Below are 21,883 nucleotides of genomic sequence, written 5' to 3' on the forward strand. Positions count from 1 at the left end.
CAAACTACGGTGGTGCCGCGCGGGTTCAACCCCGATGACGGAAAGTTAAGAATTATTCATTGACCGGCGGCGCCGATGGCGTTTCGATCCCAGCGTTCCGCGCAGCCTGGGTTTGCTTGTTCGGGTCGATAGCCCAGCGACGGTAAACCTGCGAATATCGGTCTACGTTGAACAGCCGCAAACGGGTCCAGCGCCCCTGACGCTTGCGGAAATCCGCATCTTCTTGGTTGACGACCTGCCGTGTGTTTGACGGAACGCCATATCGGCTGGAGGCCGTGACAAGCGCGCCATCAGAGGCAGGCACAGCGGTATTTGGATTCGAAGCAGCCGGATTCCCGCCCAGCGCGGCAATAGCATCCCCTGTGGGATTGGCATCGGTCAGGTTTGTGCCACCCGGTGTCGGTGCGGGCAAAGAGTTGTAGTTCTCGGGCTGGGTCAGAGGTTTGACCGGCAGAATCGCAAACTCGTCCGGGCCCGGGCCCGGCGGCTCGAGGTGGCGCAGACCGATATCCGAACATCCCGCAACCGCAAGACTCATAGTCACAACAAATATGGAACGCGGCAACCGCATGAAAGTCTCCAGCCTGTTTCAGGCGCTTTTATCGTATTTCCAAACCCGCGTCACGAGGGCTTTTTCCTATCAAACAGCACCAACCCGAACGCACCTGCGAATATGAATACATCGGCCAGATTGAACACATAGGGGTTGTCGAAACCACAGCAGGACATGTTCAGAAAATCCAGCACATATCCGTACAACACGCGGTCCACCACATTGCCAAGCGCACCGCCGATCAGCAGGCCGCCACAGACCAACATGAGCTTTGAGGGGGCCGTGCGCATCAACCAAATCAACACGCCCACTGAAATCACCAGTGAAACTCCGATCAGAGCCCAGCGCGCGGCGTCGCCATTGCCCTGAAACAGGCCGAAATTGATGCCGCGATTCTCGCCATATCTGAACACCAGAAAGGGCGGCAGAACGCTGATCGGCTCTTCGGCCACGCGCATCACATGAACGACAAGGTACTTGCTGATCTGGTCGATCAGAAACGCGGTCAGCGCCGCCCAGAGGAGCAATCGGGCACGCATCAGTGACGGAAATGCCGCATGCCGGTAAAGACCATGGCCAGACCGGCCTCATCTGCGGCGGCGATCACGTCGTCATCCCGCATCGAGCCGCCAGGCTGAATCACGCAGGTGGCCCCGGCCTCTGCGGCCTCCATCAAACCGTCGGGAAAGGGGAAGAACGCGTCCGACGCCACCGCTGAGCCGATGGTCAGCGGCTGTGGCAGGCCCAGAACATCGGCCATGCGCTCGGCCTTCTTGGCCGCGATCAGCGCCGAATCCACGCGGCTCATCTGGCCAGCGCCGACACCCACGGTCGCGCCGTCCTTAACATAGACGATGGCGTTGGATTTCACGTGCTTTGCCACCTTCCAGGCAAACAGAAGGTCGCGCATCTGTTCATCCGTCGGGGCCTTTTTGGTGACAACCGTCAGGTCATCCATGCCGACGAAACCGTTATCCTTGTCTTGCACCAACAGACCGCCCGCGACCTGACGCACGGTTTTGCCACCGGCGGTCACATCCGGCAGGCCTTCGGTCGTCAGAAGGCGCAGGTTTTTCTTGGCGGCAAAGATCGCCTTGGCCTCATCCGAGGCGCCAGGTGCGATCACAACCTCGGTGAAAATCCCTGTGATCTCCTGCGCGGTTTCAGCGTCCAGCGGCTGATTCAGGGCCACGATCCCGCCAAAGGCCGAGGTACGGTCACAGTCGAACGCGGCCTTATAGGCGTCCAGAAGCGTGCCTCCTGTCGCAACGCCACACGGGTTGGCATGTTTGATGATGGCACAGGCCGCACCCTTGACGGGATCGAATTCCGCGACCAGCTCAAACGCCGCATCAGTGTCGTTGATGTTGTTATAGCTCAGTTCCTTGCCCTGATGCTGAAGGGCGGTCGCCACACCGGGTCGGTTGGTACCGTCGGTATAAAATGCAGCGGTCTGATGGCTGTTCTCGCCATAGCGCAGTGTCTGTTTCAACTCGCCCGCAAAAGCGCGGCGTTTGGGGGCCTCAAGCTGCAGCGCATCAGCCATCCAGTTCGACACGGCGGTATCGTAAGCAGCGGTGCGGGCATAGGCCTTTTGGGCCAACCACTGACGGAAACCATATGCGGTCTTGCCGTAATTCTCGTCCAGCTGATCCAACAGCGACGAGTAATCCTCGACATCGACCACGACATTGACGAACGCGTGGTTCTTGGACGCGGCACGGATCATCGCTGGGCCGCCGATGTCGATATTCTCGATACATTCGTCATAGCCAGCGCCTTTAGCCACGGTCGCCTCGAACGGATAGAGGTTCACTACCAGCAGGTCGATCGCGTCGATGCCGTGTTCGTTCATCGCGGCGATATGGGTGTCATTGTCACGCAAGGCCAGCAAGCCGCCATGCACCATCGGGTGCAGCGTTTTGACCCGGCCATCCATCATCTCGGGGAAACCGGTGATCTCGCTGACATCCTTCACCTCCAACCCCGCATCGCGCAACGCTTTTGCTGTGCCGCCGGTCGACAACAGCTCGACCCCGCGGTCGGCCAGCGCCTTACCCAGCTCGATCAGCCCGGTCTTGTCGGATACGGAAAGCAACGCGCGGCGCACGGGGTGAAGATCGGTCATGGGTCCAAAGGTCCTTTTGGCGTCAGTCAAACTCGGGCTCGTCCCGGTGCAAGTCGCGCACGGCAAAGGCTGTATCCTGCGCCTTGCTCAACGTCCACCGGATGCGCGTCGCATACTCCATTGCGCGGCCAGATAGAACGATCTGTTTTGTCGCGCGTGGCTTCAGACGGCCTTTTTCAAGATAAACACTTGGCTCGATTGACAATTTCCCCACACCATCATGGCGGAACACCCAAATCTCACCGCTTTTGAGCGCCATGGACACCGCCGCACCGCCCAAATCTATCGCCGCATCCACGTCCGGATGCAGATGGAACCGTATGTCAAAGCCGATACCAGTCAGGTTCGACGCATCCAGCGCCTTGTCAAATTGCCGCTTGGCCCTGTCACTTGTGGTAAGCAGAATATCTTCGCCGGTCAGCTCCCGCCCGTCAAAGCGCAGCTCGAACGTTCGGGCGTGGGTCAGGCCGAACACTTTGGTATAGCCATCGTGCCCGGCCATGAACCGGGTTCCCTCGAACGCGTCTTCGAACTCGACCGGAACATCCTTTGGCGCGTCGACCAGCCCTTCACGTTCCGTACCAGGAACAGCTGAGGTCAGACGCGCACTTGAAAAGCCGTCAAGACAAAGTGTCGAATGCGACGGCGTGGCGCGCCCGGCCCGACGCCATTCCAGCCCAAAGGTTTCCCCAGACCCACAATTCACAATCAGAGGTCGGCGGCCCGAGGTCAGCTCGAACGCCAAGGTCGACGCATGTGCGTTATATGACGCATCGCCTTTGGGCGGCGAACTGGCATCAATAATCACACTGGTCCGTGCCGCATAGAGACGGGCAAATCCCATGGACAGGCCGTTCTCGCTCTGCGGTCTGACGCCGCTTTGCGCCAGAGCCTGATCCAGACGACCCTCGACCCCGCGCCCGCCCCCGTGGAAACGGGCCAGTGCACCATCCGAATGACGCAGATTGCGCATGGTCGGGGCCATCCGTTTAATCGCATTCGCCTGCGCCCCAGGTGTACCCCGCCCCAAATCGCTAAGTGCCGCCGATGTCCAGGCGAGCAGCGTGAAGACTTCCAGCAGCTCCTCGGGGTTACGCGTGGAGATACCACCTTTTTGATCTATCTGACTGTCACATTCCCGCGCCAGAGCGCGCAGGGCGGGCTCTGCCATCTGCTCAAGCCCTTCCAAAGCCAAACCAGCCTGCACCAGACCGGCTAGCGCCTCGAACCGGGGCAGGCCAGGCGTCGCAGCATGCCAGCGTTTCGACAGGAACCAGGCCTGCTGAGATAGCGAACTGAAAAAGACCTTGCTTTGTTGCTCATCCACACCGCGCAGCAAAAAGATCGCGTGATTGATCCAACGCATCACTCGCCGGCCTGTCAGATCAGGTGCCCAACCGGGCCCGTGCCCGCGCCCATGTGCTTCGATCCAGCCCCAGACCCAGCGTTGCGCCTTTTCGCGCGCCCGGATGTCGCCAACAGCCGCCAGATCATCCAGCCAGGCAAAACCGTGGCGTTCATCGTCGAATCCGGTGCTGGGCGCGGTGACATCCCATAAGCCTGTATCCTGCGCCTCAACCAGATAGCCCGAGAACAGCAGGTTCCCAGCCACCAACTGACGCCCGCGCGCAAATGATCCAACCGTGCGTGGTTCCGGATCGCCCACAAATCCGGTAACGGCCTTGCGCCGCTGACTGAGCCGCGCATAAAGCCGGTTCTGAAACCGCGACCATCGGTTTGCCATGGTGTCCGAATTTGACATGACGCTTGTTACTCTGCCCCTTGCGCTCTGCTGGCGCCTGAGACCCAACGATAGACCGGAGCAATCGTCAAGTCATCGAAAAGCGTGCCTTTAGGTCGATTTCGTCAGACAGGCGATATAGAACCCGTCCATGCCGCCCGTGCCCGGCCAATAGTCAGGCCGCAGACGCAAACCGCCCTCTTCCGTGATCCAGCTGGTTTCGATCCCTACGACCTGCAAAGCGGCCCGGTCCAGCTGCATGTCCGGATACATCTGCAGCGCCTCTTCAACCTGCACCTCGCCTTCATCGGGCAGTAACGAGCAGGTGCAGTACACCAACCGCCCGCCCGGTTTCAGAAGGGTCCAGGCATGAGCAAGCATCTGCGTTTGCAGCTCGATCAGCGCGCCGAATTCCGACCCGTCCTTGGCAAAGGGCAGATCAGGATGGCGGCGGATCGTGCCGGTGGCGGAACAGGGCGCATCCAGCAGGATAGCGTCATACTGACCCTGGTGTTCCAGCGCGTCAGCCGCGATGACCGTAGCCATCAGGCCCGTCCGCGTCAGGTTCTCGCGCACTCGTTCCAGGCGCGATTCCGAGATATCCAGCGCAGTCACATCGGCCCCCGCAGCCGCCAGCTGCAACGACTTGCCACCGGGCGCAGCGCAAAGGTCCAGAATTTTCTCTCCGGGCTTAGGCGCCAGAACTCGGACAGGCAGTGCGGCGGCGGCATCCTGAACCCACCAGTCACCGCGATCATATCCCGGCAGAGCAGACACCTGCCCCGCATCCCGAACCCGCATCGAACCGGTCGGAAGCATCTCACCCGGCGCTGTTGCCCCGGGCTTGACCGAAAGATCCAGCGGCGCGCCCTCGAAATGCGCCAGTTCCATTCCGGTCATGGCCTCGGCACCCCAGGCTATGATCAACGGATCACGCAGCCACTCGGGCAGGCGCGGCACACGCATTTTCGGCCAAGCCTCTGGCCCTTCTGCCGCGACCTTTCGCAGAACCGCGTTCACCAACCCCTTGAGCCGCCCATGCTTGCGCGAGCGACCGACAATCTCAACCATGGAATTTACGACGCCATGCGCTGCCTCGCCATGGCACAGCTCAACCGCTCCCAGACGCAGGGCATTATGCACGGTCAGGGCGGGGGTGCGGTTCAGGTGATTGTCCAACAGACGGTCGGCGCGTTCGAGCCCACGCAGCGTTTGCAACGCCAGCCGCTGTGCCCGCGCCCGGTCTTCTGGTGCCAATCGCTCCAGCGCACCTGCAGCCAGACATTCTGACATCAGCCGCCCCTCACCCAAGATCTGATCCAGAAGGTAGATTGCGCTGCGTCGCGCGGCCGTTGCGTTATCGGACATTGAATCGCCTTTGATGTGACCCTCGTCCGCATTGCCAAGGGCGGACGGGGGCGTATATCAAGCCAATGCACTGAAAGGAACCCGATGTCATGAATGACGAGCCCAAAGACCTGCCGCCTGCCGCCCAACGCGCGCTGGCCGAGGCGGAGGACCGCCGCCGCAAGGCCGAAGCCGACGCAAAAGCGCAACCCAAAGAGCTGGGCGGACGCGACGGCCCCGATCCTGCACGTTATGGCGATTGGGAAAAGAAAGGCATCGCGATAGATTTCTGATCAATCCCCGCGCAGTGCCTGCAGAAAATCCGCGATGAGCGCCCGTTGCTTATTGGATTTCGCACGCTCTTCGGGCCAGGTCAGCCAATAGCCATCTTTTGCGTTCAATTCGGGCAAATCCAGTCGACGCAACCGCCCCGCTCGCAAGTCCGATTGCGCCAAGGGCATGGATCCCAACACAACGCCCAAACCCTGCCGAGCCGCCGAAATCGCATGTTCCATCGAATCGAAGCTCATTTTCGAGGGCGGCAGGTCGGTCTGAGTGGTGTTTTTCGCCCAATCACGCCAGCCGGGCCTTTCACCGCGCAGATCAATCAAGGGCGCGGACCAATCCACACCCGGCGCTGCCATCGGCAACAGCACTTCGGCGGCAATCAGTTCGGCATCTCGCCCGGGCCACGCCCCACGCCCATAGCGGATTTGAAGCCAAGTCCTTTCTTCATCCAGCGAAGACCGTCGCGCCACAGAATCTGTCAGCACCCGAACTTTGGGGCGCAGGTCGTGAAAACGTGCAAGAGCGGGTATGACGAGGGCTTTAATATGGGACGACAGGCCAGCCACCCGCAATTCGCGCGGGGATTTTCCGAAAAGGTCTTCGGTATTGCGCTCGAGCGCCTGCAAGCTGTCCTGAACCAGCGGCAGATAGCTTTCGCCCTCGACGGTCAGCGATACACCGCGCGCCTCGCGCACAAACAGCGTGCGGCCCAACCAGGCCTCAAGGTTGCCGATGCGCTGACTGACGGCAGCCTGCGTTAGACCGAACTCGCGCGCCGCTGCCGAGAATCCACCCAACCGCCCCGCCGCTTCGAATACGCGCAACCAGTCCAGAGGGGGCAAGCCGATCTTCTTTTTATCCATAAGTTTTTCCAGGCCTCAGCAGTAACAAGGATTAATTGTCGTAATGCCACAGGGGGCGTATATCCTCAAGCAAAGCCCGCGCGAACAGGAGAAACCCCATGCTGCGCTCTGCCACCCATACTCCGTCAATCGTCACCGTGGAATTCGATACAGGCCCAAGTGCCCGCTTTCACGCCATCTGGCTACGCGACAACGCGCTTGATCCTGACACACGGGCACCGGGCAACGGACAGCGCCTGATCACCATTGGCGATATCCCCGCCGATACCATGGTCAGCGCTGCCTCAGTGGCCAACGGCGACCTCACTGTCACATTTCAACCCGAAAACAAGACTGTCACTTTCCCCGCCGATTGGCTGGCTGCGCATAGCTATGACCAAGAGGACAGCCGCACCTTTGGCCGCACCGCGCCCGGGATCACCACCTGGGAGCAAGGGCTCGACGCGCCCAGCGCCGACTGGAGCGACGTCCACGCCAACCCCGCAGCCAAGCGCGGCTGGCTGGCAATGGTCGCCGAATACGGGTTTGCCAAACTGACCAGTGGCCCGACCGAACCGGAATCCCTGTTGAAGGTGGCTGATCTGTTCGGATACGTCCGTCAGACCAACTATGGCCCCTATTTCGAGGTTCGAACCGAGGTGAACCCGACCAACCTGGCCTTTACAGGGCTTGGCCTGCAGGCGCACACGGACAACCCTTATCGCGACCCGGTACCGACATTGCAGATCCTGTACTGCCTGGAGAACAGCGCCGAGGGTGGCGATTCCATTGTTGTGGACGGGTTCCGGGCGGCGGAAAAACTGCGCGATCAGAACCCCGATGGATTTGCGCTGTTGGCAGGTTTCCCGGCGCGGTTCGAATACAAGGGCTCGGACGGGGTCTGCCTGCGGTCGCGCCGCCCAATGATTGAGCTATCGCCCGATGGCGAGTTGATCGGTATCCGCTTTAACAACCGCTCGTCGGCTCCGTTTGTGGACATCCCTTTCGATCTGATGGAGGCCTATTACGCCGCCTATCGCCAGTTGGGTGAGATAATCGACGATCCGGCCATGGGCGTGTCGTTCAAGCTGGAGCCGGGTGAAAGCTTCATCGTTGACAACACCCGCGTCCTGCACGCGCGTCTGGGCTATTCCGGCGCCGGGTCGCGGTGGTTGCAAGGCTGCTATGCCGACAAGGACGGCTTACTGTCAACGCTGGCGGCGATGGAACTGGCGACACTGGAGGCGGCGGAATGAAACCTGATTTCTCGACCCTGACCCCCGACAATATCGTGGCCTTCATCGAGGATATCTTTGACCGCCGCGGCGGCGAGGAATATCTGGGCGAACCCGTCACCATGGCAGAACACATGCTGCAGGGCGCGACCATTGCCGAACAGAACGGCATGCCCGAAGAGATCATCGTAGGGGCATTGCTGCATGATATCGGTCATTTCACATCCGAATTCGGCACGTACCACCCCGACGACACCGAAGACCGCCATCACGAAGATGCAGGCGCCGAGGTGCTGGAACAGTTCTTTCCGTCAGTTATCACCGATTGCTGCCGCTATCACGTGGCGGCCAAACGGTATCTTTGCGCTACCAAGCCCGAATATTTCAACCGCCTGTCCACGGCTTCGGTTCATACACTGGAACTGCAAGGCGGGCCGATGAGTGCCAGAGAAGTTGCCGAATTCGAGCAGAACCCGAACCTGAAAGAGATCATTCAGGTGCGTTATCTGGACGAAGCAGGTAAACGTGCAGACATGGAAACCCCCGATTTCAACCATTTTGCGCCGATGGTGCAGCGAATGGTCGAAAAATATCAGGAGCTCACATGAACGCCCCAGAATACATTTTTGAGGCCAACACCAAACCCTCCCTGCCTTGGCACGAGGTCCCCTTGATCCGTGCTACTGACAAGTCGGTCAAGGACTATGGCTGTCTGGTCGACGACCCCGAAGAATTCGAAATTGAAATCGTCCGTTGGCCGCAACAGGGTTGGCGGTCCATCGACGAAGGTACCGGCGATGAAGCCGGTTGGGTCGAAGGCACATTTCATGGTGAGTGGAAAGGGGACGTCCTTTACGGCGAGAACGAAGCGGTCAACGGCCACTATGTCCTCGGCTGGTCCACTGATCCGCAACAGGCCAACGCCAACCGGCAAACTGCTCCGCGCGATCAGGTTCTGCTTTGGCACATGAACTATCACCCCGATGGCGGACAGATGTTCTGGCCGATCGACAACAAGCCTTTCATCATCCCTGCCGCATTGCCGGGCGACAATCTGACACCGGATAAGGTGGTGGCCTTTTGGTGTGATGGGTCACGCGGGCTGTATATCCATCCTGGCATCTGGCACGAGGGGATATTCCCGGTCGAGGACAATCAGCGTTTTCTGGATCGGCAGGGCAAGGTTCACGCGCGGGTCAGTGCGGATATCGGCAAAGAATTCGGCGTCTATCTCGCCTGCCCTTTGCGCGCAGATAAGATCCGAGAGTTGTAGTCGGTCTGTCGGCTCCCGGGTGGTGTCAAAGCCCCAGAACATCCACCATGTCATATTGGCCGGGGGATTTGCCCTGCCCCCACAGTGCCGCCTTCAGCGCCCCACGGGCAAAGATCGCCCGGTCGGTGGCCAGATGGCGCAGCACGATGCGTTCGCCCGGTGCTGCGAATAGCACGTCGTGTTCGCCCACAATGTCACCACCCCTAATGGCATGGAACCCGATATCGCCCCGCTTGCGCGCGCCGGTCATACCATCGCGGCCCCGATCGGACACCTCAGCCAGATCTACACCACGCCCTTCGGCAGCGGCCTCGCCCAGCATCAGCGCGGTGCCCGAGGGCGCATCGACCTTGTGGTGGTGATGCCCTTCGATCACCTCGATATCGAAATCTTCATCCAACGCGGCAGCGACCTTTTTGGTCAGCTGTACCAGCAGGTTCACACCCAGGCTCATATTTCCCGCCCGCACGATCACCGCATGACGTGAGGCCGGCTCCAGAGCGGCAATCTGCTCGTCACTCATCCCGGTAGTGCCGATCACATGCACACAGCGCGCCTGCGCCGCCAACGCGGCGAATTCCAGCGTCGCCTCGGGTGCGGTGAAATCAATCACGGCCTGCGCCTGGGCAAAGGCCTCCAGCGGATCGTCGGTCACCGTGACGCCCAGCGCTGCACCGCCCATGGCCACGCCCACATCCTGCCCAACCCAATCATGACCCGTGCGCTCGACCACGCCGACCAGGCGGGCCTGATCACTGTCGGTCACGGTCCTGATCAACATCTGGCCCATACGGCCCGAAGCCCCTGTGATGACGATCCCCGGAATATGGGTCATTGCGCTGGTCCTTTCACATTGATTGGCTCAAAGCCTCCTACCCGGTTCGCACCCGCTTGGCAAAGCCCCGCTTTGCGCTTAGATCGGGGATATGGCTAAGAACAAATTCCACGATGGCCCCGGCCCGTCCCAACGACAGCTGCGTGTCGGCGAACTGATCCGCCGCACCCTGTCCGAGGTTCTGGCGCGCGGAGATGTCCACGATCCCGACCTGAATCGCATGTCAATCACCGTGGGTGAGGTGCGCACCTCACCCGATCTGAAGATCGCCACCGCCTTTGTGCTGCCCCTGGGCGGCAAAGGGCAGGAGGATGTAATCGAACTGCTGGCCCGCAACAAACACGAGCTGCGGCGCATGGTTGGTAAAAAGGTCGGGCTGAAATTCTCCCCCGATCTGCGATTCCGGCTGGATGACACATTCGACCGTTTGGATGACACCCGCCGCATGTTCGATCAGGACGCGGTGCGCCGCGATCTCGACGAGTGATCCGGGCATTTGTCACTTTGGTCGCTTTCCTGTGGGCGGCGCAAGCCGGGGCAGTGACATGCGAAAAGGTCACGCATAGTGACAAACGCTACACTGTCTGCGAGGTGGATGCCGCGAATGAGGACATGCGCTTGTTCCTCAATGACGAGAATGGCGACCTGCTAGGGCATTTCTCGGCGGTGAATGAGGCGCTGGAGCCCGTTGGCAAGCGTCTGGCCTTTGCGATGAACGCAGGCATGTATCACGACGACCGCTCGCCCGTCGGCCATTATGTCGAGGACGGGCAGGAGCAGATGCGTGTGATCCCGAACCCCGGTCCCGGAAACTTCGGCCTTCTGCCCAACGGGGTGTTCTGCATCCGCGAGGGCGGCGCCGACGTGTTCGAGACGCTGGACTTTATAGATCAAGCCCCGGATTGCCGCTTTGCCAGCCAATCCGGCCCGATGCTGGTAATCGACGGAGAGCTGCACCCTCGATTCCTGTCTGATTCGACGTCGGTTTATGTTCGCAATGGTGTGGGTACCAGCGATGATGGCGCCCGCGCAGTGTTTGCCATTTCCGAAGATTACGTCACCTTCCACCAATTCGGCAGCCTGTTCCGCGACGTACTGGAAACCCCGAATGCGCTGTTCTTTGATGGCAATATCTCACGTATGTATGACCGGGCGAATAATCGATCCGATGTCGGGTTTTCACTGGGGCCGATTGTTGGTGTGGTCGAAGACACGCCCTGAAATTGACAGGGCCCGACCGATCCGCTAACTCGCGCGCCTCAGCAAAGAACAAGGTGCACAATGGGACGCAAACGCAAGGGTCGCGACATTTCCGGTTGGCTGGTGGTGGACAAGCCCGCAGGCATGACCTCGACCGCCGTGGTCAACAAGGTGCGTTGGGCGATGGACGCGAAAAAAGCGGGCCATGCGGGCACGCTGGACCCCGAGGCTACCGGAGTTCTGGCCGTGGCGTTGGGTGAGGCGACCAAGACCGTTCCCTATATCACCGACGCACTCAAGGCCTATACCTTCACCGTGCGACTGGGTCAGGCCACCAATACCGATGACGCCGAGGGCGAGGTAATCGCAAGCAGCGATGCGCGCCCTTCGGATGATGACATCAAAGAGGCCCTCGCGCCCTTTATCGGTGAAATCATGCAAGTCCCGCCGAAATTCTCGGCGGTGAAGATCGACGGGCAACGTGCCTATAAGCTGGCTCGCGATGGCGAGGATGTGGAACTCGCTGCGCGCCCTCTGTGGGTCGAGGAACTGGTTCTGGTTGATCGCCCAGATGCCGACCACGTCATGCTGGAAATGACCTGCGGCAAGGGTGGTTATGTCCGATCGATCGCGCGTGATCTGGGCGCGGCGCTGGGATGCTACGGCCATGTCCGCGAGCTGCGCCGTATCTGGTCCGGCCCGTTCGAGACCAAAGACGGACTGAGCATTGAACAGATCGATGAGATGGCCAAAACCACCGCGCTGGATGATTACCTGCACCCGCTGGAAACTGGCTTATCGGACCTGCCCGAACTGAAATGCACGCCCGAAGGTGCGACCCGTCTGCGTAACGGCAACCCTGGTATGGTTCTGGCGTCCGATGTGGAATACGGGGATGAGGCCTGGGCCTCGCTGGATGGTCAGGCTGTGGCGGTCGGCATCTATAAATCCGGCGAATTGCATCCCAGCCGGGTGTTCGTCACGTAATCTGCGTGCTAGTCGAAACCCATGATCACGCGCACACATACCAAGGGCGACGCGCCCTCGACCGCTGTTTATTCGGATTGCGAAAGATACCGCTATAGCCTGACGCGCATCTGGGATCCGGCCGGGCGCAAGGCGCTGTTTGTGATGCTGAATCCGTCCACCGCGACCGAGGTGCAGAACGATCCCACGGTGGAACGCTGCGAACGCCGGGCGCGCGCGCTGGGGTTCGGCGCGTTTCAGGTCACCAATATCTTTGCATGGCGCGATACTGATCCACGCAAGATGCGGGCCGCTGCCGATCCGGTGGGGCCTGAGAATGACATGGCCATTCTGAATGGCGTGGACTGGGCCGATCAGGTCATCGCTGCCTGGGGCACCCATGGCGCGCATTTGGATCGAGGCACCGCCGTCGAAACCCTGCTGCGCGACACCGGTCAGCCGATGTACCACCTTGGGCTTACCAAGGACGGCCACCCCAAGCATCCGCTCTATATCGCTTACACGCAAAACCCCGAACCCTGGTGACAAAGGGTTAACCACAAGCTCAGCTAGGCTTTGACCAAAGCCCTGATTGCATGAGACATTTCACCCTCGAAGCAATGCGTTCAAGGAGGTTGTCATGTTTCTGATCGGATTGCTGAGTCTGGCAGCTGTCGGCGGGGCCGCCTATGCCATCGGCGATGTCTTTGACATAGATGAAGATCCCGGTGAGGACGATGTCGCCGACGACCAGCCTCCTGCGGTCGAAACCGGCGAATTCCTTGACGTCGGTGAGAATGTCGAGGAACCCGAAGCGCCCGAGATTTCGACCGGGACGATCATATCCGAAATCGAGGGCGACATGATCATCGCGGGTACCGAGGATCTGGACATCCTGACCGGCCAGGACGGCGACGATCAGATCAATGGATATGCGGGGGATGACACGATTTATGGTGGCGAAGGCGATGACACCCTGCATGGGGGAACAGGTGCAGATTCGATCTTTGGCGGCACTGGCCAGGATGTCATTCACGGCGAAGCGGGCGATGATCAAATCTCGGGCGGTGAGGGGGATGATGCTCTTTTCGGGCATTTCGGCGCAGATCACCTGGAGGGTGGGATGGGCGAGGATGAGCTGTATGGCGGGCAAGATGACGACATTCTGACCGGCGGTGAAGGCGATGACGCACTGCATGGCGGGTTTGGTGATGACCGGTTGAGCGGTGGCGAAGGCGAGGACGTGCTGTTCGGCGGTGATGGCGACGATATTCTGGACGGTCAGGATGGAGGGCACCCCGACGCGGTGGATTTCCTGAACGGTGGCGCCGGGGATGATACGATCATTGCTGAAAGCGGGGATATCGTAACCGGAGGCGAAGGCGATGATGACATCGCTGTTTCGCCCGAACCGGATGACGACGCCGTAACCGTCATGGATTTTCAGCCCGGTCAAGACAAGCTGCTGATCTCATGGGAAGGTCAGGAAAACCCGGACATTCAGATCAAGACAGACACCGAAGACGAGAACCTGACCCATGTTATTGTCGACGGGCAGAACGTGGTGCAACTGATCGGGGCAGACGGAGTCAGCGCCGATGACATTCAACTGATATCCTCAGGCGATCTGGCGCAGCTCAGCGCGCTGGGCTGAATTTCCAGAATCCCTTTGCCATTGACCGCAAATGCGCCTATATGCGCGCATCCGTGTCGGAATCGATGCGGTTTTCTCCATGGGCCTGCGCTGGACGACATCCCGGCCTGTGCCATCAACCCTAACCTTTTCAAAGGAGACCCCGATGTCGATTACTGCCGCTGAAAAAGATCGCGTCATGAAAGAATTCGCAACCAAGGACGGCGACACCGGTTCGCCAGAAGTCCAGGTTGCCATCCTGACCTCGCGCATCACCACCCTGACCGAGCACTTCAAGACCCACAAGAAAGACAACCACGGTCGCCGTGGTCTTCTGAAGATGGTTGCCCAGCGCCGTAAGCTGCTGGACTATCTGAAAGGCAAAGAAGAAGCACGGTACCAGGACCTGATCAAAAAGCTGGGCATCCGCCGCTAAGCGCGCGCTGCTGTTTTTGATACAGACGCTGAAAAGCCAATAGATCATGATACGCTCGCCATTCGGCGGGCGTATTTGGTTTTGGGGTTCTCTACGACCTTGAAGCAAAGCCTTTCGCTGCCTTCTCGATGACCGATCACGACAACATCTCGGACGATGGAAACTTTTTTCGCGCCGTGTGATCCACTTCACCGACAAGCTGCTCAAATCGCTGCAGTCTAGGAACTGTAGTGAGTAGGCGCTTATTTTTTTTCGAGCGTTAGGTTTTTCATAGTCCTCCCTTTTCAAGGCGCGCCCACAATGGGCGCGCCCGTTTTTATTGGGAGCCACGGTTCCGCCTGCTTGCACGATAGAATCGCCCCTAAAGACGGCCGCTTTTTTGCCTTCAGGACCGTTGAATTTGCCCGTGATGAACAGGTGTCAAATTGTGACGTTGCGTCGCAGAATCTCAGCGCTGGTTTAGAAAGTTGACGTAAACGTAAGCAACGTCGTGTTTTTTTATCAGAGAGTCAAAAAATGACGCGAAAGGCCAATATCTTCCCCCTTTGCACAGGATCGGTCGGTTCCTAAATGCCGCCTGTCGCTGCGGGTACACACTCACGGCAAACGGTCTTTGAGCCCTCCCACCCTCGTGGTTCGGACTGGCCCGCAGCGACAGTGTCTGACGACTATTTTACTGGAGTTTAACAATGCCTCTAAAATCAGTTTTGAACCGCGTTTTTGCAGCTAATCTTTCCCAGGCTCCTAAATCAGAAAAAAAGTCAACAATGGTCTCTGGCACAGATGGCATCGTAAAAAGAATGTCCGAGGTGGAAACTGCCGCAATCCTCCGCGGCATACTGAAAGAAGAAGAACTGGGGTCTCCCCAACCGCGTAGCAAAGAAGATTCGTTGCAATAGGCCCAGACCCGCTTTGATCCCGGATATATGAAAACCGCTTTCTGCACGATCATAATAGAATGGATCTTCTTCTTTAAGCTGGAGACGGGGCCAATACGGTCCGATCTCACCCGTAATCAGTGGCTCCACCAACATCGTTAGCCACACAAGTCCTCCCCAAATTTTACCTGACTCAGACTGTATTCGGCCACATCTGCACCGATCAGGGCCAAACCCTTATCCAACAGGGTGCATTTGGCGACTGGTCAATCAGGGTTTCAACATGTTATTCACCCAAATGGTTGACTGAAGCAGAATAAGGTTGTAATTCATCCAAATGGTTGAACGAGAGAGTCGATATGACCTCAATGCAATATTGAAGGCCGCGTCCGACCCGACCCGCCGCGCTATTCTGACGATGCTTGCGCAGCAGGGACCATTGCGGGTGACGGACATTGCGCGGCAATTCGATATGAGCCTCAACTCGGTCTCCAAGCACATCAAGGTGCTGGAAAACGCCGAGCTGGTGCAGCGCCGGACCGAATGGCGCGAACATCTGATCGAGGTTCAGATGGCTCCTTTATCAGCCGTTGATTCTTGGTTTGCCGGGTTGCGTTCGATTTGGGCGCTTCGGCTGGACGCCTTGGAAACTGCTTTGGAGGACCCAGAAGATGACGGACCTGTCACTTGAAATAACGCGCGCCATTCCACATCCACCCGAAAAGGTGTTTGATGCCTGGCTCAACCCCGAGATGCTGGCAAAATTCATGCTGCCGGCACCGGGCATGACCGTGCCCGAAGCGCATTCCGACGCCAAGGTCGGCGGCCGGTTCAAAATCATCATGCGCGCGCCCGAGGCTGGCGATTTGCCGCATGAGGGCGAATACAAGATCATCGACCGCCCCAACCGGCTGCAATTCACCTGGAATTCGCCCTACAGCCAAGACGATTCCACGGTCACACTGGATTTCACACCCACCGAAAAGGGTACCGAGCTGCGGCTGCACCACATCCGCTTTCCCTCGCAGGAAAGCCGGGACAATCACGAGGGCGGCTGGTCCGCTATCCTTGCGGCGCTGGAGACGGCACTATGATCAACTGGCTGGCCCTCGGTGCAGGGGTGGTCGCTGCCTTTTTGTTGGGCTGGCTGGTCTACGGCCCTATGGGCTTTCAGAAACGCTGGGCCGAGGGCACCCGCATCGACCCGACGCCGCCCGAAACCCCGCCACTGGGCGCGATGGCCACACAGATCGTGTTCCTGATCCTGCTGGCTGCGGTAATCGCGGTGACCGAGACCACCAATAGCCTGGGCGTCGCCCTGCTTGCGATCCTTGCGGTGGCGGCGCAGACAGCCTCGGTCGGGACATGGGCGCAAAAAAGCGGCTTCGCCATTGCGGTCGACACCGGCTATGCGCTGGGCTGTGGTATCGTCATGATCCTGGCCCACGCGATCCTGTAGGATCGCAGCGCATGCCCGATCCTCGATGGATCGGGCATGCGCCCTTTATACCCTTACTCTTCCTCGGAACTCCTGCCTTTCCAAAGCCCCCAAACTGCTGTATGGGCGGTCCATCTGAGACGTTGTGCTCTGACTCCGGCACTCGAATGGAAGATAAAGTGGGGTCGGCGGCAATGGGGCCGCCACGCAAACGGGAGACCCGCAGGGGCGGGAGTGCTCCCTTCTAGGATACGCAAATGTTTGATGTAACAAAGAAATCAATTCAGTGGGGCGAAGAGACGCTGACACTGGAAACCGGCAAGGTTGCCCGTCAGGCGGACGGCAGTGTGATTGCCACGCTGGGCGAGACCAGCGTGATGGCAAACGTGACCTTTGCGCGGAAGCAAAAACCCGGTCAGGACTTTTTCCCGCTGACCGTCCACTACCAAGAGAAATATTATGCCGCCGGTAAAGTTCCGGGTGGCTTTTTCAAGCGCGAGGCGCGCCCGACTGAAAAAGAGACGCTGACCGCGCGTCTGATCGACCGGCCGATCCGCCCGCTGTTTGTTGACGGCTTCAAAAACGAAGTTCTGGTGATGTGCACCGTGCTCAGCCACGATCTGGTCAACGACCCCGACATGGTTGCGATGATCGCAGCCTCTGCCGCGCTGACCATTTCCGGCGCACCGTTCAGAGGCCCGATTGCTGGTTGCCGCGTTGGTTTCGAGGATGGCGAATACATTCTGAACCCGACTGTGGACGACATGCAGGACCTGCGCCTGAACCCTGAACAGCGTCTGGATCTGGTTGTTGCCGGCACCAAAGACGCCGTGATGATGGTTGAATCGGAGGCTTACGAACTGTCCGAAGCCGAGATGCTGGGTGCGGTCAAATTCGCACACGAGCAGATTCAGCCGGTGATCGACCTGATCATTTCACTGGCCGAAGACGCGGCAAAAGAGCCGTTTGATTTCCAGGCGCCCGATTATTCTGAGCTGTCCGCTGCCGTTAAGGCCGCAGGTGAAGAGCAGATGCGCGCAGCCTTCGCGATCACCGACAAGCAAGAGCGCACTGCCGCTGTTTCCGCTGCCCGCGACGCAATCAAGGAAGCCCTCACCGAGGAACAGCTGGAAGACGCGAACCTTGGCTCGGCGATGAAAAAGCTGGAAGCAGGCATCCTGCGCGGCGACGTCGTCAAAGGCGGCAAGCGGATCGACGGTCGTTCGACCACCGATATCCGTTCGATCGTTGCAGAAACCTCGATGCTGCCGCGGACACACGGCTCGGCCCTGTTCACCCGTGGTGAAACACAGGCGCTGGCTGTAACCACGCTGGGCACCGGTGATGATGAGCAGTTCATCGACGCCCTGCACGGCAACTTCAAATCGAACTTCCTGCTGCATTACAACTTCCCTCCTTATTCGGTTGGTGAAGCGGGTCGCGTGGGCCCTCCGGGACGTCGTGAGATTGGTCACGGCAAACTGGCATGGCGCGCGTTGCAGGCGGTTCTGCCTGCGGCAACCGATTTCCCCTACACGATCCGCATCGTGTCCGAGATCACCGAATCCAACGGCTCCAGCTCGATGGCGTCTGTTTGCGGCGGTTCGCTGTCGATGATGGATGCGGGCGTTCCGCTGAAAGCACCGGTTGCCGGTGTTGCCATGGGTCTGATCCTGGAAGATGACGGCGATTACGCGATCCTGTCGGACATTCTGGGTGACGAAGACCACCTGGGCGACATGGACTTCAAGGTTGCGGGTACCGAAAACGGCATCACCTCTCTGCAGATGGACATCAAGGTTGCGGGCATCACGCCCGAGATCATGGAGAAAGCCCTGGCGCAAGCCAAGGACGGCCGGATGCACATCCTGGGCGAGATGGGCAAAGCCCTGTCCGAGACCAATGATTTCTCGGTCCACGCACCGCGCATCGAGACCATGAACATCCCCACCGACAAGATCCGTGAAGTGATCGGTTCCGGCGGCAAAGTCATCCGCGAAATCGTCGAAGTCTCGGGTGCCAAGGTCGACATCAACGACGATGGCGTGATCAAGATCGCCTCGCCCGATGGGGAATCGATCAAGAAGGCCTATGAGATGATCCATTCGATCGTTGCCGAACCCGAAGAAGGCCAGATCTACACCGGTAAAGTGGTCAAGATCGTCGACTTTGGTGCTTTCGTGAACTTCTTTGGCAAGCGCGACGGTCTGGTCCATGTGTCCCAGATCGAAAACCGTCGCCTGAACCATCCGTCGGATGTTCTGAAGGAAGGCCAGGAAGTGAAGGTCAAGCTGCTGGGCTTTGACGACCGCGGCAAGGTGCGCCTGTCGATGAAAATCGTCGATCAGGAAACCGGCGAAGAGATCGCACCTGAGAAGAAAGAAAAGAAAGAGGAAGGCGCAGAATAATCTGCTCGCCCCTCTGATTTCTCGAAAGACCCCGGCTTTGTCCGGGGTCTTTTTTTTGTTCAGTCAGCATAAACCTTGGACCAATTCCGCCCAATTCAACCGAAATCCAATCGCACCACCGGCCAGGCGAACCCACGTCTCCTAAATCGACGCAACAAATCTAGGAGATGCGAAATGGAGACTTTCAAAATGCTGACTCTGGCCGGACTGATCGCGACCGCCCCGGTGCTGGCTTTTGCCAACGTGACAGTCGGGGACATGCTGGGCACCACCGAGACCGATATCCGCACCACTCTCGAGGCGCAGGGATACCAGATCGAAGAGATCGAATTCGAAGATGGCGAGATCGAGGTTGAACTCGTCAAGGATGGCGTGGAAACTGAACTGGTCCTGAACAAGACCGATGGCGTTGTCACCGCGATCGAGCTTGAAGAGGACGACGACTGACCAGACAATCTTAAAGGAGCGCTATGAAGATTTCACAGACGTCTTTACTCTGGCTCCTTCTGGTGGTGCAGGCTGTCTGCGCCACCTTTTTCCTAACCGATGCAGCGCTAGATTGGTTTGGCGGCGAAACTGCCGGGTTTCGGCATTTGCACCAGTTCGAATTGTTCCTGTCCCTGGCTCTGATCGGTGGTTTGGTGGCGACAATCACCCTGATCCGGGCTCAGAGCTTGCGCGTGCAGGACATGCAGCGTCAACTGGGCGTGGCGCAGGGCGCGTTTTCGCAGGTCATCGAAAATCAATTCACGCAGTGGCAGCTCAGCAATGCGGAACGCGATGTCGCAATCTTGTCTATCAAAGGTCTGTCGATCGCAGAAATCGCCGAGCTGAGACAGACGAAAGAAGGGACTATCAAGGCACAAAGCGCTGCGATTTACCGCAAGGCGGGTGTCTCGGGACGGCTTCAACTGCTCAGCTTTTTTGTCGAAGAGCTTTTGTCCGAACCCCTAGTCAACACGTCCTCATCGTCAGAACCCGCCGACCAGAGCCAGGCTTAATCCACGGTTGCTCTTTCCCCGCCTGACGCGGTGTTCTATGCACGGGGCATGCGATCCTTTGTCATCCATATGTCCTCGAGCACCGCGCGCCGTCCCAATGCTGATCAGCTCTGCGCGGCCCTGCCCAATGCTGAACTGTTTGAGGCCGTAAATGGCCGCGACCCTGACCAGATTTCCGGTGTCGAACTGCATTCCGGAAATCTGCACCGCCCGCATTACCCATTCCCCTTGCGACCCGCAGAAATCGGCGTGTTCGAAAGCCATCGACGCATCTGGCGCAAGCTGGTCGAGGACGATATCGACCTGGCCATCATCACCGAGGATGACCTGCGCATAGATCGGGCGCGAATGGAACAGGCGCTTGGGTTGCTGGCCTCAATCGCCACCCCCGATCACTATATCCGCATCCCCGTAAAACAGCGCGAAGTACCGGCAGAGGTCTTGGCAGAACAAGATGGCCTGCGGCTGATCCTACCCAAGGTGATCGGCCTGCAATGCGTATGTCAGATGGTGGGGAAAAACGCCGCCGAACGCCTTTTGGCGACCACCGACCAAATCGACCGCCCTGTCGATACCTTCTTGCAGATGCACTGGCTGACAGACCAGCCGGTTCACGCCTTGCAAGGCAGCGGAAATCAAGAAGTGGCCCAGGAAATCGGCGGCTCGACCATTCAGACAAAACCGCCCCTGTCAGACAAATTAACCCGAGAGTTCAAGCGCGCAGCCTACCGCGCCAAGCTGCACCTGCACCCGCAGCGCCCGCCTGCTTCATCTGGCTGAAAATACCTTCGGGGGGAATCGCGCCACGAGGCGCGATGGGGGGCAGACAGCCCCCCTGACCTGGGCCGTCTTACGACGGCGCCTTGGTCTTGCGCAGATAGGGGAAGATGGTCTCGAACTCGCCAAACTTTGCTTTGGCGTCGTCGTTTGAGACAGCAGGCGGAATGATTACGTCTTCGCCAGGCACCCAGTTCGCCGGGGTAGCCACGCCTTTCGACGACATCTGCAACCCGTCCAGTGCACGCAGAATCTCGGCAAAGTTACGTCCCACAGTCATAGGATAGGTCATCGACAGCTTCAGTTGCTTATCTGGCCCGATGATAAAGACCGACCGCACGGTCGCGCTGTCGGCCGGGGTACGCCCGTCCGGCAAATAGGCCTCGGCGGGCAGCATGTCGAAGGCCTTTGAAACGGCCAGACCATCATCGGCAATGATTGGAAAACCGGGATGCGCGTTGCCATAGGCCTCGATATCCTTTTTCCACTTCTTGTGGTCTTCGACGCCGTCAACCGAAACGCCCAGGACCTTGGTGTTGCGCGCGGCCCACTCATCGCTTAGCTGCGCGACGGCCGAAAACTCGGTGGTGCAGACAGGAGTGAAATCCTTGGGGTGCGAGAACAGAATGGCCCAGCTATCCCCAATCCAGTCGTGGAACTGAATGGTGCCCTGATCCGTTTCTGCAGTGAAATTGGGGACTGTGTCGTTGATGCGCAAACCCATGAAGCATCTCCTTTGCTAATTACAAAACCGAGTCGGTTGTCCAGAACCTAATCACTTTGCGCCGATGTTAAACAGTCAGCAAGTCACTTTAGCCCTAGGCCAGACCTCAAAATTCCATTTGATCAAATCGCGCTTGCCGGTTTCCTGAAGGCCTGACACAGTGGCGCCGAACCAAGAATC

26 protein-coding genes are annotated in these 21,883 nt (G+C 58.9%); 18 read left to right on the plus strand and 8 right to left on the minus strand.

Going from position 1 to position 21,883, the window contains the following annotated elements; translation table 11 throughout:
- Positions 1-52: 52 nt before the first annotated feature.
- The 5 genes from AC2FIC_RS16300 to AC2FIC_RS16320 all read right to left on the minus strand — a co-directional run bounded on the left by AC2FIC_RS16300 (position 53) and on the right by AC2FIC_RS16320 (position 5,790).
- Positions 53-571 carry a DUF3035 domain-containing protein gene (locus AC2FIC_RS16300; RefSeq protein ID WP_271952136.1) on the minus strand — a complete coding sequence of 173 codons (519 nt, stop codon included), beginning with the start codon at positions 569-571 and terminating at the stop codon, positions 53-55.
- A gap of 50 nt (positions 572-621) precedes the next feature.
- On the minus strand, positions 622-1,092 hold the full coding sequence (lspA, locus tag AC2FIC_RS16305) for a signal peptidase II (protein WP_496693040.1): 471 nt from the start codon (positions 1,090-1,092) through the stop codon (positions 622-624).
- Positions 1,092-2,681, minus strand: coding sequence for a bifunctional phosphoribosylaminoimidazolecarboxamide formyltransferase/IMP cyclohydrolase (purH, locus tag AC2FIC_RS16310; RefSeq protein ID WP_496693041.1), 1,590 nt, complete (start codon positions 2,679-2,681; stop codon positions 1,092-1,094). The genes lspA and purH overlap by 1 nt, the downstream gene beginning before the upstream one ends.
- A 22-nt stretch (positions 2,682-2,703) precedes the next feature.
- Positions 2,704-4,443 carry a heparinase II/III family protein gene (locus AC2FIC_RS16315; RefSeq protein ID WP_496693042.1) on the minus strand — a complete coding sequence of 580 codons (1,740 nt, stop codon included), beginning with the start codon at positions 4,441-4,443 and terminating at the stop codon, positions 2,704-2,706.
- A 90-nt stretch (positions 4,444-4,533) separates the two neighbouring features.
- Positions 4,534-5,790, minus strand: a complete 1,257-nt coding sequence (locus AC2FIC_RS16320; protein WP_496693043.1) for an RsmB/NOP family class I SAM-dependent RNA methyltransferase — start codon at positions 5,788-5,790, stop codon at positions 4,534-4,536.
- An 89-nt stretch (positions 5,791-5,879) separates the two neighbouring features.
- Between AC2FIC_RS16320 and AC2FIC_RS16325 the strand changes: the two genes are divergently transcribed.
- Positions 5,880-6,062, plus strand: coding sequence for a DUF1674 domain-containing protein (locus AC2FIC_RS16325; RefSeq protein ID WP_271952127.1), 183 nt, complete (start codon positions 5,880-5,882; stop codon positions 6,060-6,062).
- On the opposite strand, the gene AC2FIC_RS16330 is transcribed toward AC2FIC_RS16325, so the two are convergent.
- The gene (locus tag AC2FIC_RS16330; protein ID WP_496693044.1) at positions 6,063-6,920 is read right to left on the minus strand and encodes a LysR family transcriptional regulator; all 858 of its coding nucleotides are present in this window, start codon (positions 6,918-6,920) and stop codon (positions 6,063-6,065) included. It abuts the gene before it with no gap.
- Positions 6,921-7,018: 98 nt separating this feature from the next.
- Between AC2FIC_RS16330 and tmpA the strand changes: the two genes are divergently transcribed.
- The 3 genes from tmpA to AC2FIC_RS16345 are packed head-to-tail and all read left to right on the plus strand — an operon-like array spanning position 7,019 to position 9,407.
- On the plus strand, positions 7,019-8,155 hold the full coding sequence (tmpA, locus tag AC2FIC_RS16335) for a 2-trimethylaminoethylphosphonate dioxygenase (protein WP_282022384.1): 1,137 nt from the start codon (positions 7,019-7,021) through the stop codon (positions 8,153-8,155).
- Entirely contained in the window at positions 8,152-8,742 is a 591-nt protein-coding gene (tmpB, locus tag AC2FIC_RS16340) for a (R)-1-hydroxy-2-trimethylaminoethylphosphonate oxygenase (RefSeq protein ID WP_496693045.1), read from the plus strand. The genes tmpA and tmpB overlap by 4 nt, the downstream gene beginning before the upstream one ends.
- On the plus strand, positions 8,739-9,407 hold the full coding sequence (locus tag AC2FIC_RS16345; protein ID WP_496693046.1) for an ureidoglycolate lyase: 669 nt from the start codon (positions 8,739-8,741) through the stop codon (positions 9,405-9,407). The genes tmpB and AC2FIC_RS16345 overlap by 4 nt, the downstream gene beginning before the upstream one ends.
- Positions 9,408-9,432: 25 nt before the next feature.
- Here AC2FIC_RS16345 and dapB read toward each other — a convergent pair whose 3' ends face one another.
- Positions 9,433-10,242 (minus strand): 4-hydroxy-tetrahydrodipicolinate reductase, encoded by an 810-nt coding sequence (gene dapB / locus AC2FIC_RS16350; protein ID WP_496693047.1) that lies wholly within the window; start codon positions 10,240-10,242, stop codon positions 9,433-9,435.
- Between the two features lie 91 nt (positions 10,243-10,333).
- Between dapB and rbfA the strand changes: the two genes are divergently transcribed.
- From rbfA to AC2FIC_RS16420, 14 genes are all read left to right on the plus strand, one after another.
- Positions 10,334-10,729 (plus strand): 30S ribosome-binding factor RbfA, encoded by a 396-nt coding sequence (gene rbfA, locus AC2FIC_RS16355; protein WP_142640024.1) that lies wholly within the window; start codon positions 10,334-10,336, stop codon positions 10,727-10,729.
- Positions 10,726-11,463 (plus strand): phosphodiester glycosidase family protein, encoded by a 738-nt coding sequence (locus AC2FIC_RS16360; protein WP_496693048.1) that lies wholly within the window; start codon positions 10,726-10,728, stop codon positions 11,461-11,463. The genes rbfA and AC2FIC_RS16360 overlap by 4 nt, the downstream gene beginning before the upstream one ends.
- A gap of 60 nt (positions 11,464-11,523) precedes the next feature.
- A complete protein-coding gene (truB, locus tag AC2FIC_RS16365) occupies positions 11,524-12,429 on the plus strand; it encodes a tRNA pseudouridine(55) synthase TruB (RefSeq protein WP_496693049.1) in 906 nt (301 codons plus the stop codon).
- 21 nt (positions 12,430-12,450) lie between these two features.
- A complete protein-coding gene (locus AC2FIC_RS16370; RefSeq protein ID WP_496693050.1) occupies positions 12,451-12,954 on the plus strand; it encodes a DUF1643 domain-containing protein in 504 nt (167 codons plus the stop codon).
- 94 nt (positions 12,955-13,048) lie between these two features.
- Positions 13,049-14,062, plus strand: coding sequence for a calcium-binding protein (locus AC2FIC_RS16375; protein WP_496693051.1), 1,014 nt, complete (start codon positions 13,049-13,051; stop codon positions 14,060-14,062).
- Between the two features lie 145 nt (positions 14,063-14,207).
- On the plus strand, positions 14,208-14,477 hold the full coding sequence (rpsO, locus tag AC2FIC_RS16380) for a 30S ribosomal protein S15 (RefSeq protein WP_142640015.1): 270 nt from the start codon (positions 14,208-14,210) through the stop codon (positions 14,475-14,477).
- Between the two features lie 689 nt (positions 14,478-15,166).
- Complete coding sequence (locus tag AC2FIC_RS16385; protein WP_142640013.1) at positions 15,167-15,376, plus strand: hypothetical protein; 210 nt, start codon at positions 15,167-15,169, stop codon at positions 15,374-15,376.
- A 316-nt stretch (positions 15,377-15,692) separates the two neighbouring features.
- Positions 15,693-16,046, plus strand: coding sequence for an ArsR/SmtB family transcription factor (locus AC2FIC_RS16390; protein WP_142640011.1), 354 nt, complete (start codon positions 15,693-15,695; stop codon positions 16,044-16,046).
- A complete protein-coding gene (locus AC2FIC_RS16395) occupies positions 16,027-16,449 on the plus strand; it encodes an SRPBCC family protein (protein ID WP_271952105.1) in 423 nt (140 codons plus the stop codon). The genes AC2FIC_RS16390 and AC2FIC_RS16395 overlap by 20 nt, the downstream gene beginning before the upstream one ends.
- On the plus strand, positions 16,446-16,814 hold the full coding sequence (locus AC2FIC_RS16400; protein WP_142640007.1) for a DUF1761 family protein: 369 nt from the start codon (positions 16,446-16,448) through the stop codon (positions 16,812-16,814). The genes AC2FIC_RS16395 and AC2FIC_RS16400 overlap by 4 nt, the downstream gene beginning before the upstream one ends.
- 236 nt (positions 16,815-17,050) lie before the next feature.
- Positions 17,051-19,201 carry a polyribonucleotide nucleotidyltransferase gene (gene pnp / locus AC2FIC_RS16405; RefSeq protein ID WP_281973783.1) on the plus strand — a complete coding sequence of 717 codons (2,151 nt, stop codon included), beginning with the start codon at positions 17,051-17,053 and terminating at the stop codon, positions 19,199-19,201.
- A 174-nt stretch (positions 19,202-19,375) separates the two neighbouring features.
- Positions 19,376-19,648 carry a PepSY domain-containing protein gene (locus AC2FIC_RS16410; protein ID WP_496693052.1) on the plus strand — a complete coding sequence of 91 codons (273 nt, stop codon included), beginning with the start codon at positions 19,376-19,378 and terminating at the stop codon, positions 19,646-19,648.
- Positions 19,649-19,671: 23 nt separating this feature from the next.
- On the plus strand, positions 19,672-20,202 hold the full coding sequence (locus AC2FIC_RS16415) for a helix-turn-helix transcriptional regulator (RefSeq protein ID WP_142640002.1): 531 nt from the start codon (positions 19,672-19,674) through the stop codon (positions 20,200-20,202).
- Between the two features lie 48 nt (positions 20,203-20,250).
- Positions 20,251-20,982, plus strand: coding sequence for a glycosyltransferase family 25 protein (locus tag AC2FIC_RS16420; RefSeq protein ID WP_282027884.1), 732 nt, complete (start codon positions 20,251-20,253; stop codon positions 20,980-20,982).
- Positions 20,983-21,052: 70 nt separating this feature from the next.
- On the opposite strand, the gene AC2FIC_RS16425 is transcribed toward AC2FIC_RS16420, so the two are convergent.
- Positions 21,053-21,703 carry a peroxiredoxin gene (locus AC2FIC_RS16425; RefSeq protein WP_142639998.1) on the minus strand — a complete coding sequence of 217 codons (651 nt, stop codon included), beginning with the start codon at positions 21,701-21,703 and terminating at the stop codon, positions 21,053-21,055.
- Between the last annotated feature and the right edge of the window lie 180 nt (positions 21,704-21,883).

The organism is Ruegeria sp. CDSC079 (genome assembly GCF_059610505.1).

What these genes read in the sequence shown, in the direction of transcription:
- AC2FIC_RS16395 (WP_271952105.1), top strand. Translation starts at nt 16,027, where the DNA reads ATGACGGACCTGTCACTTGAAATAACGCGCGCCATTCCACATCCACCC.
- lspA (WP_496693040.1), bottom strand. Translation starts at nt 1,092, where the DNA reads ATGCGTGCCCGATTGCTCCTCTGGGCGGCGCTGACCGCGTTTCTGATC.
- rpsO (WP_142640015.1), top strand. Translation starts at nt 14,208, where the DNA reads ATGTCGATTACTGCCGCTGAAAAAGATCGCGTCATGAAAGAATTCGCA.
- purH (WP_496693041.1), bottom strand. Translation starts at nt 2,681, where the DNA reads ATGACCGATCTTCACCCCGTGCGCCGCGCGTTGCTTTCCGTATCCGAC.
- AC2FIC_RS16425 (WP_142639998.1), bottom strand. Translation starts at nt 21,703, where the DNA reads ATGGGTTTGCGCATCAACGACACAGTCCCCAATTTCACTGCAGAAACG.
- AC2FIC_RS16375 (WP_496693051.1), top strand. Translation starts at nt 13,049, where the DNA reads ATGTTTCTGATCGGATTGCTGAGTCTGGCAGCTGTCGGCGGGGCCGCC.
- AC2FIC_RS16370 (WP_496693050.1), top strand. Translation starts at nt 12,451, where the DNA reads ATGATCACGCGCACACATACCAAGGGCGACGCGCCCTCGACCGCTGTT.
- truB (WP_496693049.1), top strand. Translation starts at nt 11,524, where the DNA reads ATGGGACGCAAACGCAAGGGTCGCGACATTTCCGGTTGGCTGGTGGTG.
- AC2FIC_RS16410 (WP_496693052.1), top strand. Translation starts at nt 19,376, where the DNA reads ATGGAGACTTTCAAAATGCTGACTCTGGCCGGACTGATCGCGACCGCC.
- AC2FIC_RS16415 (WP_142640002.1), top strand. Translation starts at nt 19,672, where the DNA reads ATGAAGATTTCACAGACGTCTTTACTCTGGCTCCTTCTGGTGGTGCAG.
- AC2FIC_RS16300 (WP_271952136.1), bottom strand. Translation starts at nt 571, where the DNA reads ATGCGGTTGCCGCGTTCCATATTTGTTGTGACTATGAGTCTTGCGGTT.
- AC2FIC_RS16390 (WP_142640011.1), top strand. Translation starts at nt 15,693, where the DNA reads ATGGTTGAACGAGAGAGTCGATATGACCTCAATGCAATATTGAAGGCC.
- AC2FIC_RS16330 (WP_496693044.1), bottom strand. Translation starts at nt 6,920, where the DNA reads ATGGATAAAAAGAAGATCGGCTTGCCCCCTCTGGACTGGTTGCGCGTA.
- AC2FIC_RS16420 (WP_282027884.1), top strand. Translation starts at nt 20,251, where the DNA reads ATGCGATCCTTTGTCATCCATATGTCCTCGAGCACCGCGCGCCGTCCC.
- rbfA (WP_142640024.1), top strand. Translation starts at nt 10,334, where the DNA reads ATGGCTAAGAACAAATTCCACGATGGCCCCGGCCCGTCCCAACGACAG.
- tmpB (WP_496693045.1), top strand. Translation starts at nt 8,152, where the DNA reads ATGAAACCTGATTTCTCGACCCTGACCCCCGACAATATCGTGGCCTTC.
- tmpA (WP_282022384.1), top strand. Translation starts at nt 7,019, where the DNA reads ATGCTGCGCTCTGCCACCCATACTCCGTCAATCGTCACCGTGGAATTC.
- AC2FIC_RS16385 (WP_142640013.1), top strand. Translation starts at nt 15,167, where the DNA reads ATGCCTCTAAAATCAGTTTTGAACCGCGTTTTTGCAGCTAATCTTTCC.
- AC2FIC_RS16345 (WP_496693046.1), top strand. Translation starts at nt 8,739, where the DNA reads ATGAACGCCCCAGAATACATTTTTGAGGCCAACACCAAACCCTCCCTG.
- AC2FIC_RS16315 (WP_496693042.1), bottom strand. Translation starts at nt 4,443, where the DNA reads ATGTCAAATTCGGACACCATGGCAAACCGATGGTCGCGGTTTCAGAAC.
- dapB (WP_496693047.1), bottom strand. Translation starts at nt 10,242, where the DNA reads ATGACCCATATTCCGGGGATCGTCATCACAGGGGCTTCGGGCCGTATG.
- AC2FIC_RS16400 (WP_142640007.1), top strand. Translation starts at nt 16,446, where the DNA reads ATGATCAACTGGCTGGCCCTCGGTGCAGGGGTGGTCGCTGCCTTTTTG.
- AC2FIC_RS16320 (WP_496693043.1), bottom strand. Translation starts at nt 5,790, where the DNA reads ATGTCCGATAACGCAACGGCCGCGCGACGCAGCGCAATCTACCTTCTG.
- pnp (WP_281973783.1), top strand. Translation starts at nt 17,051, where the DNA reads ATGTTTGATGTAACAAAGAAATCAATTCAGTGGGGCGAAGAGACGCTG.
- AC2FIC_RS16325 (WP_271952127.1), top strand. Translation starts at nt 5,880, where the DNA reads ATGAATGACGAGCCCAAAGACCTGCCGCCTGCCGCCCAACGCGCGCTG.